This window comes from Aureibacter tunicatorum, assembly GCF_036492635.1.
Taxonomy (GTDB): Bacteria; Bacteroidota; Bacteroidia; order Cytophagales; family Cyclobacteriaceae; genus Aureibacter; species Aureibacter tunicatorum.
This window is the reverse complement of record NZ_AP025307.1, coordinates 259,121-277,693: the sequence shown is the minus strand read 5'-3', so window position 1 is coordinate 277,693 and position 18,573 is coordinate 259,121. Positions and strand designations below refer to the sequence as shown.

Sequence of the window (18,573 nt, the reverse complement as noted above, 5' to 3'; positions counted from 1 at the left end):
AATAAACTAAAGAGCATTTTAATATATTTTATTACCTAACCTTAACCATATTTTATTCTTAAAGCATTCCTCACTAAATCACATCTCATTTGTTAACTCAATTTTAATTTATGTTTTTTCCTGCATAAAACTGCACTAATATAGATACTTTATTACCACTTCAATTAATATAAATTACATCAATATTATAACTATAATAATCATAAATGTAACTATATTATTAACCACAATTAATCCAGAGGAAGCTAATATATTTGTAAACAAATATTTGACTCTAACATGGAAGAATACATCAATCACATGTATTCCAAATGCAAAAAATCCTGACACAGTATTTATCGCAAAATCATATATAAAAAGAAATTAACCTCTGATTCAAACCACTCATTATCACTCGAAACAAAACTCAACGATAAATTTTTCTGTTTAGAAGCATTTTAGCTTTAGCTTTAGCCGTAACTTTAAAAGGAAATTGGAAACTATTCCATTAATACTGTTCAAGTATCTAAATAAAGTATTCTTGAAAAAATATAATATATGTTCACAGCAATAATTTATTTATAAATAATAATTTGTTTCTTTAATAACACAATTATACCTGCAAAATATAAGCAAATAACAAAAATCTATAAGTGTATATTAAAATTGCCTTTATGGATATGCTAGTGAGTATATTTGTTAAAAAAAGAACCACTTTGAGAATAATTATTTACAATTAGGAAAGAATATATCAAATATATTATATAAAAAATAAATATACTTCTAACCTAAAATATGTTTTTAAAACTATTTGAAGCAATTGCCTTTGGAATACTTTTTTTTTAGTTATATTCAAAAAAAATTATGCAAAAGGGATGATTTTGTAGTATTCATGCAATACTAGCTTCTCAAGTATTAGGGCAAATTAAGAAATTGAGAAAATTTCAATAATTTGCAGCAAGAGTGAGAGTGAGTGATGAATTTTAGCAAATATTGTGTACAATATTATAGCTTTGGATCGTTAACTAATGAGCTTAAAAAATAAGCAAAGACCTAAGCTGCTTTAAATTATCAAGATATAAATGAAAGCATCGGGGCAAAAACTCGACAAATATGCAAAAGTTAATTGCCCCACAATAAATCCGCAACATCCAAAAAGAAAGTGGAAGTGGAAGAATCGATTTAGTAAATAAACTACCGTATCCCTACTTATATTTATTAATGTCGATAATTCCCTTCCCTCTTTTTAATACAATCTTACAGACAAACACCCTATCTAAAAATATTGCTTTTCGTGCGATTTATTTCATAAAATATCATTACTTGATTTCTGGTAAAATATTATTGAGTATTTCGATAAATTGCCAAAATTTTCAATTAAAATTCCGCAAAATAGTTGTTTTACTAGCATCTCAATATCCATGCTCAGAATGATCTTATCGCATTGACTATCCAAAAATTATAATGCAATTGTTTTCTTGTACTGGTTAAATTGTGGCTTTATTCATATTAAACAAGCATACAAGATGTTCTGAAACACTTTTCATTAAAGTGTTTCAGAGCCTTTTTCTTTTATAATCTTAACTTTCTTAAGCTCATTATTTCCGTCGAGCGTCGGAAAATACATCAGCTCGACTTGTGTAGGATTGAGTGTATAATCTCCGGCAAAGCGAACGGTCAGAGGAATTTCAAATTGATGTTTTCCTTCCGTGATTTTTTCAAGATAAATATGAATGCGATCTTTATAATATTCACGGTGAGATTCAGGATAATATGCCTGAGATTTTTTTGTATAAGAACACCCCGCCGGTATAGGAATGCTTAGCATCACTTGGCTGGCTTCTTTTTTTGCATCGATAGACACCGAAAGGTTTATTCGTTGACCAACCAAAAGATTATCTGCGATGCTGTCTTTTTCATCGACTAATTCTGTCTTGACAGCGAACAAAGTGCTGTCGGCTTTTGGTTTTTGAAGCTGATATCTCTGATAGATGCTCGCATAGACCGGTAGTTTGTCTTCAGATTTTTTTCTGATGCTGATCGACTGACCGATTATTTCCTGTTCAAAAGGAAATTTGTCAACCTCCTGCGTTTTTCCATCGATATTCACTTCTACAACAGCATTTCCGCTGTACAGATTGCTGTGATCAAAATACTTTTCGAGAGCTTCCATCACATTAGTCGCCAGCAAAGTATTTTCCCAATAGTATGCGCGCTGTTCGATCAAGTAGTCATAGATTTTTTGCAGATTAATATCGTTTGGATTATTTTCTTCGAGCATTTCCAGCGCCAAAAGTGTCGTAGCGATTTTATTTTCTTCGACAGAATATTGCTGACCGTCAGTCCAATAATAATTGCCAAAGATATCTGTCTTCATTTCATTTTTCAGCAGATATTTATCATCATCCAGATCAAGTTTTCTTTTGATTTGATTAATTTTCAAACGCTGATAAAGTGTATGCTTTTCCAAGGAATCCGAGTTGATATCTTTGATTTTTCTTTCAAAATAAAACTTCTGCTTGTCTTTTGTTAGTAAATCAAAAGTTTCTAGCTGTACTCTGAATGGCATATCTCTGAGATTATTTTCCAGATTAATCAGGATTTTTTCTTTGGCTTTTACCGCATCTTTATTTTTAGAATTTTCGGCAAGTTTTTCTACAGCTTTGTATGCCTGCCAAGTCGAAAACCAACTCGTTGGGCCATTATTATTCCACCAAGACCAAGTTCCGTCAGCCATTTGGTTGTCGATGAGTTCGGCAGAAAGTTTTTTGAGCGAAGATTTTTCTACAAATTTTCTATCCAACTGCTCATACAAGCGTTTTTTCTGAAGCAATGCCAATATTTTCGAAGCTTTTTGCTCATTACAAGTGTACGGATATTTTTGCACATGATCCAGCTGCTCGATGATCCAATCAGGCGAATGGCTTTGCAGACTCATGATTATTTTTTCACCTTGCTGAGGAAGGTCAGGAGACCAAGGATTATTTTGCTCCAATTTTTTAAATTCGCCTTTCGATTTTTCTATTCCTTGAGCGAATACCGGTATTTTTCTTTTTTCTCCGTCATAATATCCTTCGGGAGTGTTGATCGAATAAGAAAAATGCAGCGTATCTTCATCAGCAGTCAATGTATGATAATCAATATGCGAATTTTTTACATTTATCTGCTGGCTGTTGGATTTAGTTCCTTCAGAAAATTCTGCATTCAAGTCAACTTCTTCAGAAGTATAATTAGAAATCTTGCTCACGACATCAGTCTGATCTCCTTTAATCAAAAATCTCGGCGCAGAAATTTCAGCCAGCAACGGTTTATAAGATTTTGTTCGGAATGCAGCCTGTCCCGTGCGCTTCTGATCGTCAAATACATAAATAAAATTATCCCAAGCCGTGACATCATCCGGATATTTTACTTTAAATGAAGTTTTTCCCTCCTCATCGGTCTTCAATCTGTCCTGCCAATACGCATAATCTCTAAAATCAGCTCGTATTCCGTTTAGATTTTTATTTGTCAAAATAAAATTGTCAGGAATATTTTCCACCAAAGCAATCATCTCTTTGCTCTTCGGATCATATTTTTTTTCTGTGGTAGAAATAATAATAACGCCATTAGCTGCGCGCGACCCATAAAGTGCCGTCGCCGCATTTCCTTTCAATACACTCATCGAATTTATTTGCTCAGGATCTAATTGATCAATTGAACTAACCGGCATTCCGTCAACTATATAAATTGGCTGAGAATTTCCAGAAATGGAAGCTTGTCCTCTGATGATAACACTATTTTGAGAATTATTAGAGATCGCAACTCCTGCGACTTTTCCGTTTAATGAGCTTGAGGTAGTTGTAGTAACTGCATATCCTAGAGATTTTTTTGTTCTTTGAACTCCTGATGCAGTTATGAATATTTCATCTAAGCTATCATCAAGAGGAATTTCTTCTAAAATCACTTCTTCTATATCATAAAATTGATAGTTAGCTTTTCTTTTTTTATCGATATTATTTCTGTATTTAATTAAAATAGAATCATTAAATATTTTTGACTTTTCATTTCCTAATATATTCTTTTCATACCATTTTTTTCTTTCAAATAGAACTGTAACTACATCGATTTTATTTCTGATAGGTAACCAGCGCGATAAATTTCCTTTGTGAATATATAATAGGCTATCATTTTCTGTGATCTGCATAGAAAAATTTCCAAGTGAATCTGACATCGTTTGATTTTTAGAAGAATTACTTATGACTTGAGCATTCTCAATTCCTATTCCTAATAGATTAAGTATTTTTCCGTTGATTTTAAGTGGATATTTCTCAAATTTTTCTGGATAATAACTTTTCCAGAGTTCGTTGATAACAATATAAAAATATTCATTTATAAATATTTCATTTTTAGTGCTACGGAGGCTATGTACTCGCTTTATAGCCTTATTAATATTTTCTCTAGAAAGATTTAATTCTGTTGTATCAAACTGATCATATATTATATAGGTGTCGCCGTCAGCTTTTACTTCAAATTCATCTTCGATACTATTTTTTTCTTCATCGATCGCAATCAACCTATATTTACCCACAGGTAGCCAGAAGTTATCTTGTTGAGATCTATTATGAAGTTTTATTTTTTTAAATAATATCTGTGAAGGATCATCAGCTTTAGTTAATATGACAAATAGATTTTTTTCAGATTTTGGCCATTGTATTTTTACTGATTCATTTTGCTGATTTTTTTTATTTATCCAATCATATTTCCACGATTTATTAACTTTTTCGAGACTGTCTATTTTTTGTAAATATTTATAATTAATGATTTTAGAATGAAGTGGAGCATTTTGCCAATATTTTTCATTAAATACTTTATGACTTTCAGTAAGTAGATCTTTTCGCTCCATCATAATGATGTCATTTGTGATTTGATACTGATATTCACCTGCGATTGGAATGTTCATTTTATAATTATTATTCTTCCAAAGTTCAGCTTCACTATTATATATTGGACCAAGCAAATTTTTCTGGAAATAATCGAGTTTGAATATTTTTTCTCCTTCATACAAGTAATTATAATTTCCTGACCCTTTAACTTTGATCATATAAGGTGAGATCTGATTCCATTCTTCATCAGATAATATTGGATCGTAATCAAATTTTGTTAACAATTTTTCAGGAAAACTAATCCAATATCGATAGCCTTTTTCGATCATTATTTTTTCACTCAGATAAGCACCGTCATTTAGTCTAAATACAAATGAATGCAAGCCTTCTTTGACTGGAAATACATAATTCTGTTTAGTTTTTTCAAAATATTGCCACAGATCATTGATTTTGAGCATGTAAGTTTTGCGCAATTTGTTATTATTTACGACAAAAGGGCTCAGCCAGGATTTTGTCTTGTCTTCGATGGCTTCTTTATGAATAAAAATATCTTTGCTCGACAACATCTGATGTAAGACAACTGTATCAAGCGGAAGGTGAATGAACTTGCCTTGGTCAATATTTTTCTTTTCAGTGGCTATATTTTTTTTAAAGAATCTATTTTGTTTTCTATAATTTTCAAATTCAAAATAGTAGGGTAGATCTTCTGCTTGAGATTTTTTAAACTGAGAATTATAAGCCAAGGCTGTTACATCTGCATTTTTTACTTTTTGGCTATCTTTGTCAGTGATGCTGATATTTATTTCTTTTTCTTCGCCGGGATAGACGACTGCTGGCAGATCATGATTAATTTTTAAAAATTCTGATGGCTTTCGGATCAAGAAATTATTTTTCTGAATGGTTTTTCCCCATTGATAATGTATGGCAATACTATAAGTGGAGTTTTTATTTATTTTTCTATTCAGTTGCCATTGATCTGCTTCACTTCCTTTTACTTTTCCATATTCGATTTGTTTATCTCCTTTATATAAGGTGTAATTAAAATCAAAAGGGAGTTTTTTTGAAATTTTTACTGAAAGTGAATCATCAGTACGTGAATAAATCGGATTTATACGCCTTGATTCTAATACTTTTTTTGAAGTATCTTGAGCGGTGAATAGTTGATATTTGAAAGTATTAGCATCAACTGATAATTTGTGAGGCAAGCTTACATAAAGAGTATTTTTTTTACCAAAATAGGAAGTAGTCTCTAACTGAGCATTTTTTTCTTTGTGTTTTGTGTCAAATTTGACTGTGTCTCCATCAATTTTGATCGAAGAATACTTTTCTAATCTTGGTGTATAAGTAAAATGTTCTGATTCTTTATTTAATGTTCCATCAGAAGCGATAAAGTCAATAGAAATATAATAACTAAACTTTGCATCAGGAAAAATATCTTTCGGTACTTCGATTTTTGTCTCACCGATCGGATCCAAAGGCATTTCTTTTTCCCAGATCAAGTCAGGAATAAAAGTATATGGCTTCCATACTTTACTTTTATAAAATTTTTCAATTTTTAATTTACAATTTATCCCGGGAACATTAAAGCCATTGAAATCCTTCGCTCTGGCATAAAAAACTGGATTTTCATTATAAAAATCATCAGACTGAGCTCTGAATTCTGTTTTATATTTTGGCAATTCATAATCCTCAAGATAAAAATCACCATACTTCAGCAATTTATTTCCTTGAGTAAATAAAATACAGTATTCTTCATCCAGATCAAGGTCAAGACTATCATGCAAGACAAATTTTCCAGAATATGCACCATCACGATAAGGATTTAAGTCAGCAATTTTGATAAGATCATCTTCATCATTATAAAAAGTATAATTTCCTCTATGAAAATCTCTATTGTATTCTTCAGTAAGATAAACTCTAACAGCTCCTGAGTTTTTATTTCCTTTTTTGTCTGTGATAAATGCTTTATAAAATACCGAATCTTGCGGACGGTATTTTGGTTGATTGGTCAAAACAAATCCTTCGCTGTCGGCAAGTTCAAAATAATCTTCATCGTATTCTTTATCCTCATCACGTTCAAATAGCTTCTTCCAACTAAATTTATTTTTTGTAAATTTTTCAGAAAAAACTATTTCCCAAAATGAAATCCCAGTGGCTGATTTTACTTCCAATATTCCTTTATTATATTTTTTTGAAATATAAACCTGCTCCTCAGCATTCCATTTTAATATTTTCCCGCCGAGTTTGACAGTCAGTTGACTAGAAAAATTTCCTTGATGGTCATAAAATGAAAATTTTTGCATTGCACCATTTGACCAATCCAACAAATAAAGATAATTATTGCTTTTGAGATGAAAATACATATCGTCATTTCCATTTCCTTTGACATCTATATAATGTCCTGGTTTTTCGTTTTTAATATTGTCATCGGATTGAACTTTTCTGACAAATTTTGTCAAAAATGTAGAATCAATTTCATATTTTGGATTTTCATACAAGATCTTTGCCTGCTGATCTGTAATCTTATATCTAAAAGAGAAATGCTGAGTAATTTCATTAGTCTGAGCCCATGAATCAACATTCATATAAATCAAAAAAATAACAAAAAATAGTTTAAATAACACTCTCATAAAACTACAATTAATCAACATATTTATATTCCTGTAAAATATAATCAATAAACATATGAATAGTGGTCTTCATTTAAGTTTTTTAATTCGCCTATTTATATTTGATAGCTAATAGCTATAGTTTTAAGCATTTAGTCGTGAGTCAATATTTGAACAAGTCATCGCCTATTTTTTAACTTTAACAACATAAGACGCAACATAATCCTCGCTTACTTGCACATGCAGATCATATGTTCCTTTGCTATTAAAAGTAATGTCGAATTCCAATCTTCCCTCTCCATTACTGATCAGAGCAGGCTTTCGCTTCACCTTTTCACCGATCCAAAGAGTTATATCCTCATCCTTGAACGCTTTATCTGTTATAAAGCTAAATCTTCGCGAAATGCCTTTTTGCATTTTCACTTTCAATGTGGAAGGCTGTGATGGCTTAAAGTCATGCTTGTAAGCTTCTTTGTAAATAACCGGAGCCAATATGAATTGCTCTAAACTTGTCTTTGTATCTGTAAGCAACCACTTATGATCCAAAGGATAATGATTCATTATGAATAAATCCGGATCAGATAAAAAATAATATTCATTGTATTCCGGCACATATTCATAAATATTAGGATCATAATATCCACTGGCGAAAGTAGCGTCGCATAAATACCATTTCCCGTTTAATTTTACAGCATTCCATGTATGATTAACACGAGCGGGAAATTCTGTATTGGATACTGGCGTCTTGCTATAGCCAATGATTAATTCGCATTCTAAATCAGCCATTTTCGCTAATTCATTGATCAAATACGCATAGCCTCCGCAAGTCGTCTTTCGTTGCTTTTCCAGCTTTTCAAATGCTATTGGAACCATGGATTTTTTCCAATTATTCAAGGCAAGGCTGTCATCCACATATTTTCGTTCTTTTGCTTGAATTTTTTTGTACATATCGTGGTCATAAATGATATTAGTACTTACCCAAGTAAATATGGATCGAAACTTTTCTACATCTCGATCCAGTTCAGACGTTAATTTGTATGACAAAATAGGCAAATTCTTAAGATCTTCTTTGTCATGCGAGTAAGCTATGCTATCAGCTTTCTGAAAATCAACTTCTTTAAAATCACTAATCTGTCCAAAACCTAACTGGCTAAGAAAACTAAATAGGGTTAATAAATATATTCTCATTAAAAAATGTTCTTGATGCGCTGCCAAATTGATTTTCTGGAGGAATAAAGTTTATTAGAACTAACTTCGCCAGTCATTATAACTATTTCTCCAAGTATTTCTGCATTACTTTCAATAGTAACGATTATATTTTCGCAATTTTCTTCGCTAACAATTAACTCTTGAGTTTCATAACCTATACCATTAAAAACTATTTTAGCTTTTGCCTTTGCAACAACTAATGAAAAATTCCCATCAAAATCTGTTGATGTCCCTGTTTTTGAGCCTTTTTGGACAACATTCACACCAATAGCTCCTTCTCCGCTTTCTTCGATGACTCTGCCAGTGATCACCATTACGGCATTATCTTCTTTTTTATCTAAATTATCTATCTTATCTGCTCTTCTATTCTTGGAAATTGAAATACCTGGATTTACACCATATTTTTTTGATTGAGATTGAACTTCGTGAATAGAAAACATAGATAGTATCAATGAACCGATTACACCAAGGTCAAGCCATTTAAACCTGGACGGCTTCTGAAATTCATTATAACTCCTTAACTGATTGGAATTGAACCTGCCACAGGTTTTGTTTTTCGAATTGCTAAAATACTCAATGATTTCACTATCACTCATTTTAGTGAAGTCAATGACTTCTTTTTGACAACTAAGGCAAAAGCCTCCTTTCTTTGTTTTAGAAAATTTATTGAAATCCTCAGAGCATGGATTCTTAATACTTAAGTCGAATGGCTTTTTCATATCTAGAAGAAATCTTTGATGCGTTGCCAAATAGATTTTTTGGAGGAATAGAGAAGACTTGTATTAACTTCTCCAACTGTAAGCAAACCTTTAATATCAGCATCTATATATACTGTCAGATTAGTTAGTTGATTTGAATCATATTCAATTTCTTGCGTCTGATACCCTATTCCACTAAATACTAATATTCCTTTTGGCTTATCCAATGTCAACGAAAAGTTGCCGTCAAAATCTGTAGCTGTGCCTTGAATTGTTCCTTTCAATACCACATTAACTCCTATTGCTCCCTCTCCGCTGGATTCCATCACTCTCCCCGTTATTGTATATTTCTCTGTTGTGGTCTCTAAGTTTGTGCTAATTTTTTTTTCTTCTTGTAATTCAACTTTTGGCTTCTTACTTATTTCATTCGTTTTTGCTTCAGTATTTAAAATAGATAGGAATGAAATTACAGCGAAAGTCAAGCAAGATCTAAATTTGCCAAATCTAGATGATTGGACGGGAATGTGATAATGTTTAAGTTGTGAGGATTTGAATCGGCCGCATGTCTTTTTAGTTGAAGCCTGAATATATTCAATGATTTCACTTTCAGACATATTTGTGAAGTCGATAACTTCTTTTTGACAACTTTGGCAAAAGCCGCCTTTCTCTGTAGGAGTGAATTTGTTGAAATCCTCGCCACAAGGTTGATTTATTTTTAGGTTAAATGAAGGCATTTGGATTAATTTTAAATATTAAAATCCATATAATATAATCAAATTATTATTAAATATAAATTTTCACCTCACAATAATTCCAACATAGAGATCATTATTAGCAAGCAAACAACTTTATGGACCTTTCATATTCTTAAATTTGGTGTCATTAAAAACAAGTTGATAAATTCCACCTTCATGGTCTCAATATAAATAGCTTTAAAAAAGAAATAATATTAGTTCTAAACCAATGAACTTGATAAAAACAATACTAAATTATACTTTTGCAACAGTAAATTAATATAATCAACCCCCACTATGAGCGACAGAAACCTATTTTCATTAGCATTTGCGATATTCTTCACATTAACTTTTCTAAGCTGCATTTCCCTAAGACTTCCGTTTATTTATTATCCATTGGATTATGGAGCTACTGGGTTTTTGACATTGTTTTTGTTGACTTCTTGGCTTTGCTTTGGCTTGGTGTATGTCAATCTGCCAGTGTTGAATTGGATTTATAAAAAATTTGAATTGGAAGTAAATCCTATCATTTTCTATCCATTTACGACTGTCTTTATATTGCAATTTTTGACGTTGGCGATAGGCTACTTGGAGTCAAGCTTCATGTTGAGTACAGGGGGCGACTGGATGTATTTGTATAAAGGTATTTCTAATAGTTTAGTCTTTATTTTAACAGGAAATATCACTGCTATCGTTACTTCTGCTATCTATGGATATAATAACAAGAAGCTTAAGCTTCAATATTAACCCTTACGTATTCAACATGAAAAAGCTTTTCCTAATTCTTTCAGTGCTTGTATTCATAAGCTGCGATAAAAATAAATTAGACAAAAAAGGCTTTGCTGTTGCCACTCCAGATATTTCAAATTCAAGCGATAATGTAGACATCAATGAAATTAAAAAAGATTCTCTTCTATTTGAAACTAGGCCAAGTCGAATCTTAAAAACTTATCATAAAGATCATCGCCTTACACCTATATTCAAAGTCAATCAAAGAAAAGACAATAAAGAAAGGTTTATAGGCTCATTGAGTGAGCATAACACCTATTACTATGATCGTGAAAATGAATGGAACGGAAATTATATGCCGGGTTTATCAGCCGTGTATGGTTATAATTTTGTTAATATTTCTCACTTTGACCACAGTCTTAAAAGTCGGAACAAATTATTTGAATCCCCAGTGTTGATTAGAACACTATATTATCCAGCTTTTTCAAAAGACACCTTGAATAGTTTACCCATCAGCAGGAATTATTACTTAGTGTCGGTTTATGATGAAGACACCAATAAAGATGGTTTTATTAACTTAAATGACTTAAGAAGATTATACTATTTTGACATCCATGGACAAAACAAAACCTTATTGATACCTGCCAATTATTCGGTAATGAGTTCTCAATATGATTCAGGATTAGATTATATGTACATTTATGCCAAAAAAGATGAAAATCAAAATGGCAAAAGTGACAGTAAAGAAAAATTTGATATTTTTTGGATTGACTTAAAAAATCCTTTGAACCGAGGAGTGCAATACGACTAAATAAACAACAGCATCGAAAAATTAAACTTTAATTCAAAAATTGAAACATCCTCGTATTCATAACACGTTTAAGCTGATACTTACCTTAAACTAAACACACTATGGGAATGAAATTCAGATATGCCAGACATACCAATAATCTGGCGTTAATTGAGAAATTTTATACGGAAATTATCGGCTTAAAAAAATTAGGCGAATTTGAAAATCATTCCAATTACAATGGAATTTTTCTAGGAAAACCTGAAAATAATTGGCACTTGGAATTTACTGAATCCAATGAACCTGCGATACACACTCCTGATGAAGATGATTTGATTGTATTCTACCTTGATTCTCAAGATGAAATTGATCGCATGCTCAAAAATGCAAGACAACTAAACGCTCCAATTGTCAAGCCTAAAAATCCATACTGGCAAAATCACGGAACAGAGCTTCGCGACCCTGACAATTATGGAGTGATATTAACTATACAATGACCTAAAAGGCCTCTTTGATTGAAAAATAAAATGCTCGATCTCCATTGGGGCCAAACCCAACATCCAACCTCATATTCAACCTGTCATCGGAAGTCATTCTAAACCTACCCCCTATGCCATAAACATATTTCATGTCAACAGTATTCATCTTGCTCCATTCGTCCGCTGTTTGGCCTAAACCTGCAAATGCGACCATTCCCAATCTCCACCATAAATGTCTTCTATATTCAACTTGAGTCAAGAAAGACTGATTGTCAATGTATTTATTTGCATGTTCGATTCCTCGTAAATCGTTTTTTCCTCCAATATTAGACATCATGAAAAACGGCAAACCTCCGCTTGAAGAACTGGCTTTAGCTTGAAAAGCCAATACATTCTTCCAAGATTGGATCTTCACATACTTCCTTGCGTCAAAAATGAATTTGGTAAAATCGCTTGAATTCGAAAATTGAGGATAATACATAAAGCTGGTTTCTAAATAATAACCTCCCGTAGGAAACAATGTATTGTCCCTAGTATCGTAAATTAGTTGAGGGCCGATGCCAAAATAAACTCCCGACTGGTTCATCAAATCATCTGCCAATTCGCTTTGATTATCGGCTGTCTTGACCTCCTTGATATCCGTTTTGAGAAAATCTGTCTTTATCCCTACAAAAAACTTGTCCTCAATAATTCTGGAAAAATCCGCTCTTAAATAAATATTGTTGGAAGTATAATCCAATGGCTCTTCCAACAACTCATCTCCAATGCCATAATAAGAATCCGGAAAATATTCATAAGCAGATTCTACATTAAGCATCCAAGTTTTTTTAAAGAACAAAGTACTCTTAAGCTCCAAAGCCAATTGATTCTTGCTGGAAAAACTTATTTCAGGAGTAATGCTGGATGGCCTATAATACTGATCGCTTTCCGGAGAACTATTATTAAACTTGATAAAACTAATTATCGCGTATCTAAATCCTGTCTGAGGCGCATAGCCAAGAGCTGGATAAGTAGTGATCGAGTACTTTTCTTTTTTTATAGTCAAATAATCAACAAGGTTCAATACCTTGTTGATCGCCGAGCTATCAGGCAAAGAAGATTCTGAATCAACATTGTCTTGACTAAAAGCCAAGGACACAGGCAGAATAAAAGCTAAAATAGATAAGAAATACTTCAATCGATCAATCATTGTTTTTATATTATTCTATAGCTTCTTAGTCGCAAGAATATCTATTACTTACAATTAAAGCTAAAAACAAAGATATGCCTATTTTATCTAGTCATCAACCAAAGCGAGTATTTCTTGACTCAATCCCCTTGTAATTAGGCTTTGATCAATTCTCTTCGCTCTACTTTCGCTTGAATATACTCTATCGCCTCTTGCGGATCATCCGTTACAAAAACCAATTTCAAATCATCTTTGGAAATAGTTCCTTCTTCAACCATTGTCCCTCTCACAAAATCCATCAATCCTTGCCAATATTCCGTTCCCATGCATACAATAGGAAAATTTCTGATTTTCTCTGTTTGAATCAATGTCAAGGTCTCAAAAATTTCATCCATGGTTCCAAAACCTCCCGGCATCAGCACAAAAGCGCATGAATACTTTATCAACATCACTTTTCTTGAGAAGAAGTACTTAAACTCGACCATTTTATCCAAATACGGGTTCTCATGTTGTTCCATCGGCAAAATGATATTGCAACCATAGGACTCTCCTCCTGCTTCCTTAGCGCCTCTGTTTGCCGCTTCCATAATACCAGGTCCGCCACCTGTCATTACTTTAAAACCATTATCGGCGATAGTTCCTCCCATTTCCATCGCCAGTTTATAATACTTATGATCTTCTCCAAATCTAGCCGATCCAAAAACAGTAATGCAATCGTTTATGCCTTTAAAGGCCTTGAAGCCTTTCAAAAATTCATTGGCAATTCTAGAGGTTCTTTTGTAGTCCTTGACTACTGATTGTGTTCCCTCCAATAAATTATAGTCATGATGTTTTTTTCCCATAGTTTAAAAATTTAAAGGTTTCAATTACCTTGATTAAAGAATATAATGTCTTGGGCTAAATGCTTTATTAATCATTAAAGACTTATATCCCTTTGAACAGTTCAAAGCTTTGCCCATACTTAGGAACGAAAGTATTCCAACCATATTTTGCATTAAGGACCTGAGCGAAGGTTTGTGAACTCTCTTTTTCTCCATGGACGACAAAAGTCATCTTTGGCGAAGATTCAAAACCAGATGTCCAATCAAGCAATTCCGATTGATCTCCATGAGCGGAAAGCCCTTTAACATTCTCAACTCGGCACATTACCGGAACCTCCTGTCCAAATATCCTCACGAACTTGTCTCCATCTATAATCTTACGTCCACGCGTGCCCTCTGCTTGAAAACCTACTATCAAAAGTGTGTCCTCCGTATTTCTTAGCCTATTATACAAATGATGCAAAATACGTCCTCCAGTCATCATTCCGCTTGCGGAAATGATGATTCCTTTGCCATGAAAGTTGTTCAATTCTTCAGAAGCTTCTTGGGATTGCACTATATTCAAATTCCTTATCAAGCCTCCAAAATATTTGTCCACAGTATAATTTTTTTTATTGATTTTATGATACTTGTCAAATTTCCTATACAATTCAGTAGCTCTAATCGCCATCGGGCTATCCATAAATATCGGAACTTCAGGAATCTCCTTATTGACAAACATCTGATTAAGCTCAATAAGAATATTTTGCGTTCTACCCACGGAAAATGCCGGGATCAAGACAACTCCATTTTTATCCATCGTTTCATTTATGATCTTATGGATATCTTCGTTGCTTTTGCGACGCTCCACCACTCGATTACCATATGTCGACTCTATGAATAATATATCCGCTTCCTTGATTTTCTCCGGTGGATATAAGATAGGATCTTCTTTTGGCCCTAAATCACCCGAAAAAACTATGCGCTTGGTTTGATACTCACCTCTCACGATAAACTCGACTATCGATGCTCCCAAAATATGTCCGGCGTTATGAAAGACTATGCTTATTCTTTCGGAAACATTCACAGTCTTGCCAAACCCAAAACCTCTGAGCAAAGGCAAAACCTTCTTTACATCAGCTGTATTGTATAGCGGTTGGGGGTTGTCATGCTTCGAATAGCCTTTTTTCCTTGCGAACTCAGCCTCTTCTTCTTGCAGTTTGGCTGAATCTTTCAACAACAACTCCAACAAATCCACTGAGGGCTCTGTGCAATAAATATCCCCTTCGTAGCCCGACTTCACTAGCTTTGGCAAATAACCGCTATGATCCAAATGAGCATGCGTAAGCACTACCAAATCCACTTCAGCAGGGTTGAAAGGAATATCATCCCAATTCTTAAGCCTTAATTCTTTAAGTCCTTGAAAAAGACCGCAATCCACTAAGATTTTTTTATCGTCAATTTCCAGTAAATATTTGGATCCTGTCACCGTCTCAGCTCCTCCAAAAAATCTCACACGAACATCCATAATCTTATCGTTTAATTCAAAAAAAGAATTCAAAAAGTTAAATAATATTTTAAGGTATTATTTTTTACTCAATAATCATTCAATATGTTTCGCATTATTTCACTAAAGTTTATTGCACAAAAAAAGGGCATGTGATGCATGCCCTTTTAGTATCTAATATTAATTATTCTAGAAAGTAAATCCTAAGCCAATATTAAAGTTGAAATACGACAATGTTGAAATATCATGGGCATTATAAAAAACAACATTCCATTTCGCTTTGGCGATCAAACCTACATTAGAATCAATTCCAAAAGGAACATACACTCCAACTTCAGGCGTAATGCCAAATCGCCACTCCTCATCAGCTACATACACGTATCCAATATCTGTTCTTGTCTCAGCGTAAACCACTCCAACTCCTAACTTTGCATACGGCTGTATAAAGGCATCAGGAAGAAAATAATAGCCTCCAGTTACCATTATCGGCAATGTATAAATTGAATTGGACTTTACCCCTGTGATATCAGACCCTTCTCCAATATGGTAAGTCCTTCTTGGGAATTTTTCATAAAATCCATTCCAACCAATGGATCCACCCAATGTAATCTTATCCGTCATAAAAGCTTCTCCACTTACACTGAAACCACGCGTTCCATATTTGCTTACAAAATCTCTTGCTTCGCCTGTTGTCAATCCCATCTGGTAATCCACCGACCATATAGCTTGCCGCGTTGGCGGTGTATAATCATTGTACGTCAAAGGCTGATTCTGTTGCGGCTCTTGTGGCTGATTTTGATCAGCGGAAAAATTTTGAGCATTAGCCATGCCCAAAGTCATCAAAATGATCGAAAATATACTTGCTATCTTTTTCATCTTACTTTTTATTATTTGGGCTGTTTTTTATCTAAATATGGTGATTGCTCGAACGCTTCGTTGATTCCTCTTTCGATGCGATCATAATTGTACTGATTATTGTTTGAAAGCAAACCAGTTACAATAGCCTGCCATCTAAACTTAAGCTGAGAACCTTCAGGAGGCGGGCCGGAATTGTCCACGCTGTTTATGTTAGGATTTTGAGCATGGAACAACTGAAATTGTTGCCAAGAATCCCCATCAGCCATTTCAAACATTAAATAACCCGTTTCATAAGTATAAGCATAAGTATAACCAGGGTTCCAAGGGTAGTATGGCGGATACCATCCTCCCCACCAGTACCAGTAGCCAGGTCCGTACCAAGGGAGCCAACCTACTTGTGTAGTTTTGGTTACTACAGCAGCTGCATTTACTCCAAAATCGGGATTGTCTTCTCTTGGAACTTCAGTATAGCCTTTTGCTAAAAACCCTTCTCTGATTTGAGCTAAAATCTGGTCATTCCAACCACCCTTTTCATAAAATTCTTCAGGATCAATTATATTGTCTTTTCTATCAATCAATTTCACTGAATCCGTAAGAGAAAAAGTAGAATAAGTGTACGTGCTATCCGGGAAGAAATCCGTGTCGTAATTCGTTACAGTTGTAAAAGTTTCATCAAAAGTCCTTCCATCATCAATCGGGTAACATCCCAAAAGCATAAAGCCTAAGAGAGCAACCCAGGCAAAACTCCTTAAATTTTTCATCATAAAAACAATTATATAAAAACACAAAACATTCTTTAAAATCAGACTAAAACAATATCAAAAACAAAGACAAAAAACTCAATCTATATTCTGTCCTTAAATAAGCTATCCTTTAATTTTTCTACAACTATAATAGGACTATCCCCCCTTGAATATTTAAAAACATCTTAGACTTCTATAAATAATTATACAAATCACGATTTTCGACAAGAAATTATATCCACTGCATTATACGCATCAACTTTTATGCAACTTTGATAATTAATAGAATATTTATTCTCAGCCGCCCACTTAAAAAATGACTCTCTAGAAATGTTATCAATGGTGCTAATAACAATCATCCCGTTGTCATTAAGATAATGATGTATTTTATCAAGGATCGACTTTACATTTCTATCATGTCCCCCTATGAATACAGCGTCAGGCCTAGGCAGTTCGGATAAATCCAAATCTAAAAAATCACCGATAATAGATTTCACCCCCGGGATTCCTAAATTCCGAGCATTTTTTATTAATAGATCCTGACACTGTTCTTCTCTTTCAAAACCAATGACTTTCAGTGCTGGAAACTGTCTTTTAGCTTCAAGACTTAATGATCCCGTGCCGTAACCCACTTCCCAAAGGCATGATTTGCCTTCAAGGTGCAATGCATGCAAAGCAGTAAGCCTGACTGGCATCTTGGTGATCTGATTGCGACTCCCATGCATTCCTTTCAGATCCAAGTCTGCAATACCAAAATCATGGTACTTATGATATTTCTTTTGAAGCAATACGCAATTCAATTCCTTAAAATTCAGGTCTTGGGCTTCCTGTATTTCCAAATGTCGAATACGCTCTCCTTCCACGCCCAGATTTTCACCAACGATCATTTGGTAATTATCATAACCGTAATCCTGCATACGATTCGCAATTTGGTCCGGCGAATAATTTTTGTCTGTCAAAATCCCTATCAATGAACGTTGATCCAGCAAAACTTCATCCAATACCTCCCAGCCCAAACCACTAAGGTTGATATTTGTCAAGCGATTGTAATTGGTGTACGTTTTATGACATAAAGTCAATATGATATTTTTTTGGGCAAAAATTTGAATTCTATCCTTGGAAACATTTTCAAGTAAATAACTGCCAATACCATAAAACCATGGATCTCCATAAGTGAAAATCACTATATCTTCTTTCTCTTTCAAGATGTGATCCAATGAAATATCTCTTTCATTATCCAAAAGATTCCACTGGTAATCTTCTCTTAATAAATCCCTTACCGATTCTTTTTGCTTCTCGCTGCCAAAAAAAACTTTATTCTTCTGCACTAATAACCTTACTTCCTCATTAAAATTTCTGTCGTCAGACGCAGTAATGCCGACTACATTGATTTGGCCCATATCTAATT

13 protein-coding genes are annotated in these 18,573 nt (G+C 33.6%); 3 read left to right on the top strand and 10 right to left on the bottom strand.

Annotated elements, in window-relative coordinates; genetic code table 11:
- Positions 1 to 1,525 precede the first annotated feature (1,525 nt).
- The 4 genes from AABK36_RS23665 to AABK36_RS23650 form a co-directional block, all read right to left on the bottom strand.
- Positions 1,526 to 7,471 carry an alpha-2-macroglobulin family protein gene (locus AABK36_RS23665; RefSeq protein ID WP_309942414.1) on the bottom strand — a complete coding sequence of 1,982 codons (5,946 nt, stop codon included), beginning with the start codon at positions 7,469 to 7,471 and terminating at the stop codon, positions 1,526 to 1,528.
- Positions 7,472 to 7,636: 165 nt separating this feature from the next.
- Positions 7,637 to 8,638, bottom strand: coding sequence for a transglutaminase domain-containing protein (locus AABK36_RS23660; protein ID WP_309942416.1), 1,002 nt, complete (start codon positions 8,636 to 8,638; stop codon positions 7,637 to 7,639).
- Positions 8,638 to 9,255, bottom strand: a complete 618-nt coding sequence (locus AABK36_RS23655) for a carboxypeptidase-like regulatory domain-containing protein (protein WP_309942419.1) — start codon at positions 9,253 to 9,255, stop codon at positions 8,638 to 8,640. The genes AABK36_RS23660 and AABK36_RS23655 overlap by 1 nt, the downstream gene beginning before the upstream one ends.
- A gap of 125 nt (positions 9,256 to 9,380) precedes the next feature.
- Positions 9,381 to 10,091, bottom strand: a complete 711-nt coding sequence (locus AABK36_RS23650) for a carboxypeptidase-like regulatory domain-containing protein (RefSeq protein WP_309942421.1) — start codon at positions 10,089 to 10,091, stop codon at positions 9,381 to 9,383.
- Between the two features lie 297 nt (positions 10,092 to 10,388).
- Here AABK36_RS23650 and AABK36_RS23645 point away from each other — a divergent pair, with 297 nt between their 5' ends.
- From AABK36_RS23645 to AABK36_RS23635, 3 genes are all read left to right on the top strand, one after another.
- Entirely contained in the window at positions 10,389 to 10,838 is a 450-nt protein-coding gene (locus AABK36_RS23645) for a hypothetical protein (RefSeq protein WP_309942422.1), read from the top strand.
- A 16-nt stretch (positions 10,839 to 10,854) separates the two neighbouring features.
- A complete protein-coding gene (locus AABK36_RS23640) occupies positions 10,855 to 11,631 on the top strand; it encodes a hypothetical protein (RefSeq protein ID WP_309942423.1) in 777 nt (258 codons plus the stop codon).
- 101 nt (positions 11,632 to 11,732) lie between these two features.
- Positions 11,733 to 12,107 carry a VOC family protein gene (locus AABK36_RS23635; protein WP_309942425.1) on the top strand — a complete coding sequence of 125 codons (375 nt, stop codon included), beginning with the start codon at positions 11,733 to 11,735 and terminating at the stop codon, positions 12,105 to 12,107.
- Between the two features lies 1 nt (position 12,108).
- Here the strand turns inward: AABK36_RS23635 and AABK36_RS23630 are convergent, their stop codons facing one another.
- The 6 genes from AABK36_RS23630 to cbiE all read right to left on the bottom strand — a co-directional run bounded on the left by AABK36_RS23630 (position 12,109) and on the right by cbiE (position 18,565).
- The gene (locus AABK36_RS23630; protein ID WP_309942426.1) at positions 12,109 to 13,278 is read right to left on the bottom strand and encodes a BamA/TamA family outer membrane protein; all 1,170 of its coding nucleotides are present in this window, start codon (positions 13,276 to 13,278) and stop codon (positions 12,109 to 12,111) included.
- Positions 13,279 to 13,412: 134 nt separating this feature from the next.
- Positions 13,413 to 14,099: an LOG family protein gene (locus AABK36_RS23625; protein WP_309942427.1), complete on the bottom strand. Its 687-nt coding sequence runs from the start codon at positions 14,097 to 14,099 to the stop codon at positions 13,413 to 13,415.
- 82 nt (positions 14,100 to 14,181) lie between these two features.
- Positions 14,182 to 15,585 (bottom strand): MBL fold metallo-hydrolase RNA specificity domain-containing protein, encoded by a 1,404-nt coding sequence (locus AABK36_RS23620; RefSeq protein WP_309942429.1) that lies wholly within the window; start codon positions 15,583 to 15,585, stop codon positions 14,182 to 14,184.
- 168 nt (positions 15,586 to 15,753) lie between these two features.
- On the bottom strand, positions 15,754 to 16,440 hold the full coding sequence (locus AABK36_RS23615) for an outer membrane beta-barrel protein (protein ID WP_309942431.1): 687 nt from the start codon (positions 16,438 to 16,440) through the stop codon (positions 15,754 to 15,756).
- Between the two features lie 11 nt (positions 16,441 to 16,451).
- Positions 16,452 to 17,186, bottom strand: a complete 735-nt coding sequence (locus AABK36_RS23610) for a DUF4136 domain-containing protein (RefSeq protein ID WP_309942434.1) — start codon at positions 17,184 to 17,186, stop codon at positions 16,452 to 16,454.
- A 191-nt stretch (positions 17,187 to 17,377) separates the two neighbouring features.
- On the bottom strand, positions 17,378 to 18,565 hold the full coding sequence (gene cbiE, locus AABK36_RS23605) for a precorrin-6y C5,15-methyltransferase (decarboxylating) subunit CbiE (RefSeq protein ID WP_309942436.1): 1,188 nt from the start codon (positions 18,563 to 18,565) through the stop codon (positions 17,378 to 17,380).
- Between the last annotated feature and the right edge of the window lie 8 nt (positions 18,566 to 18,573).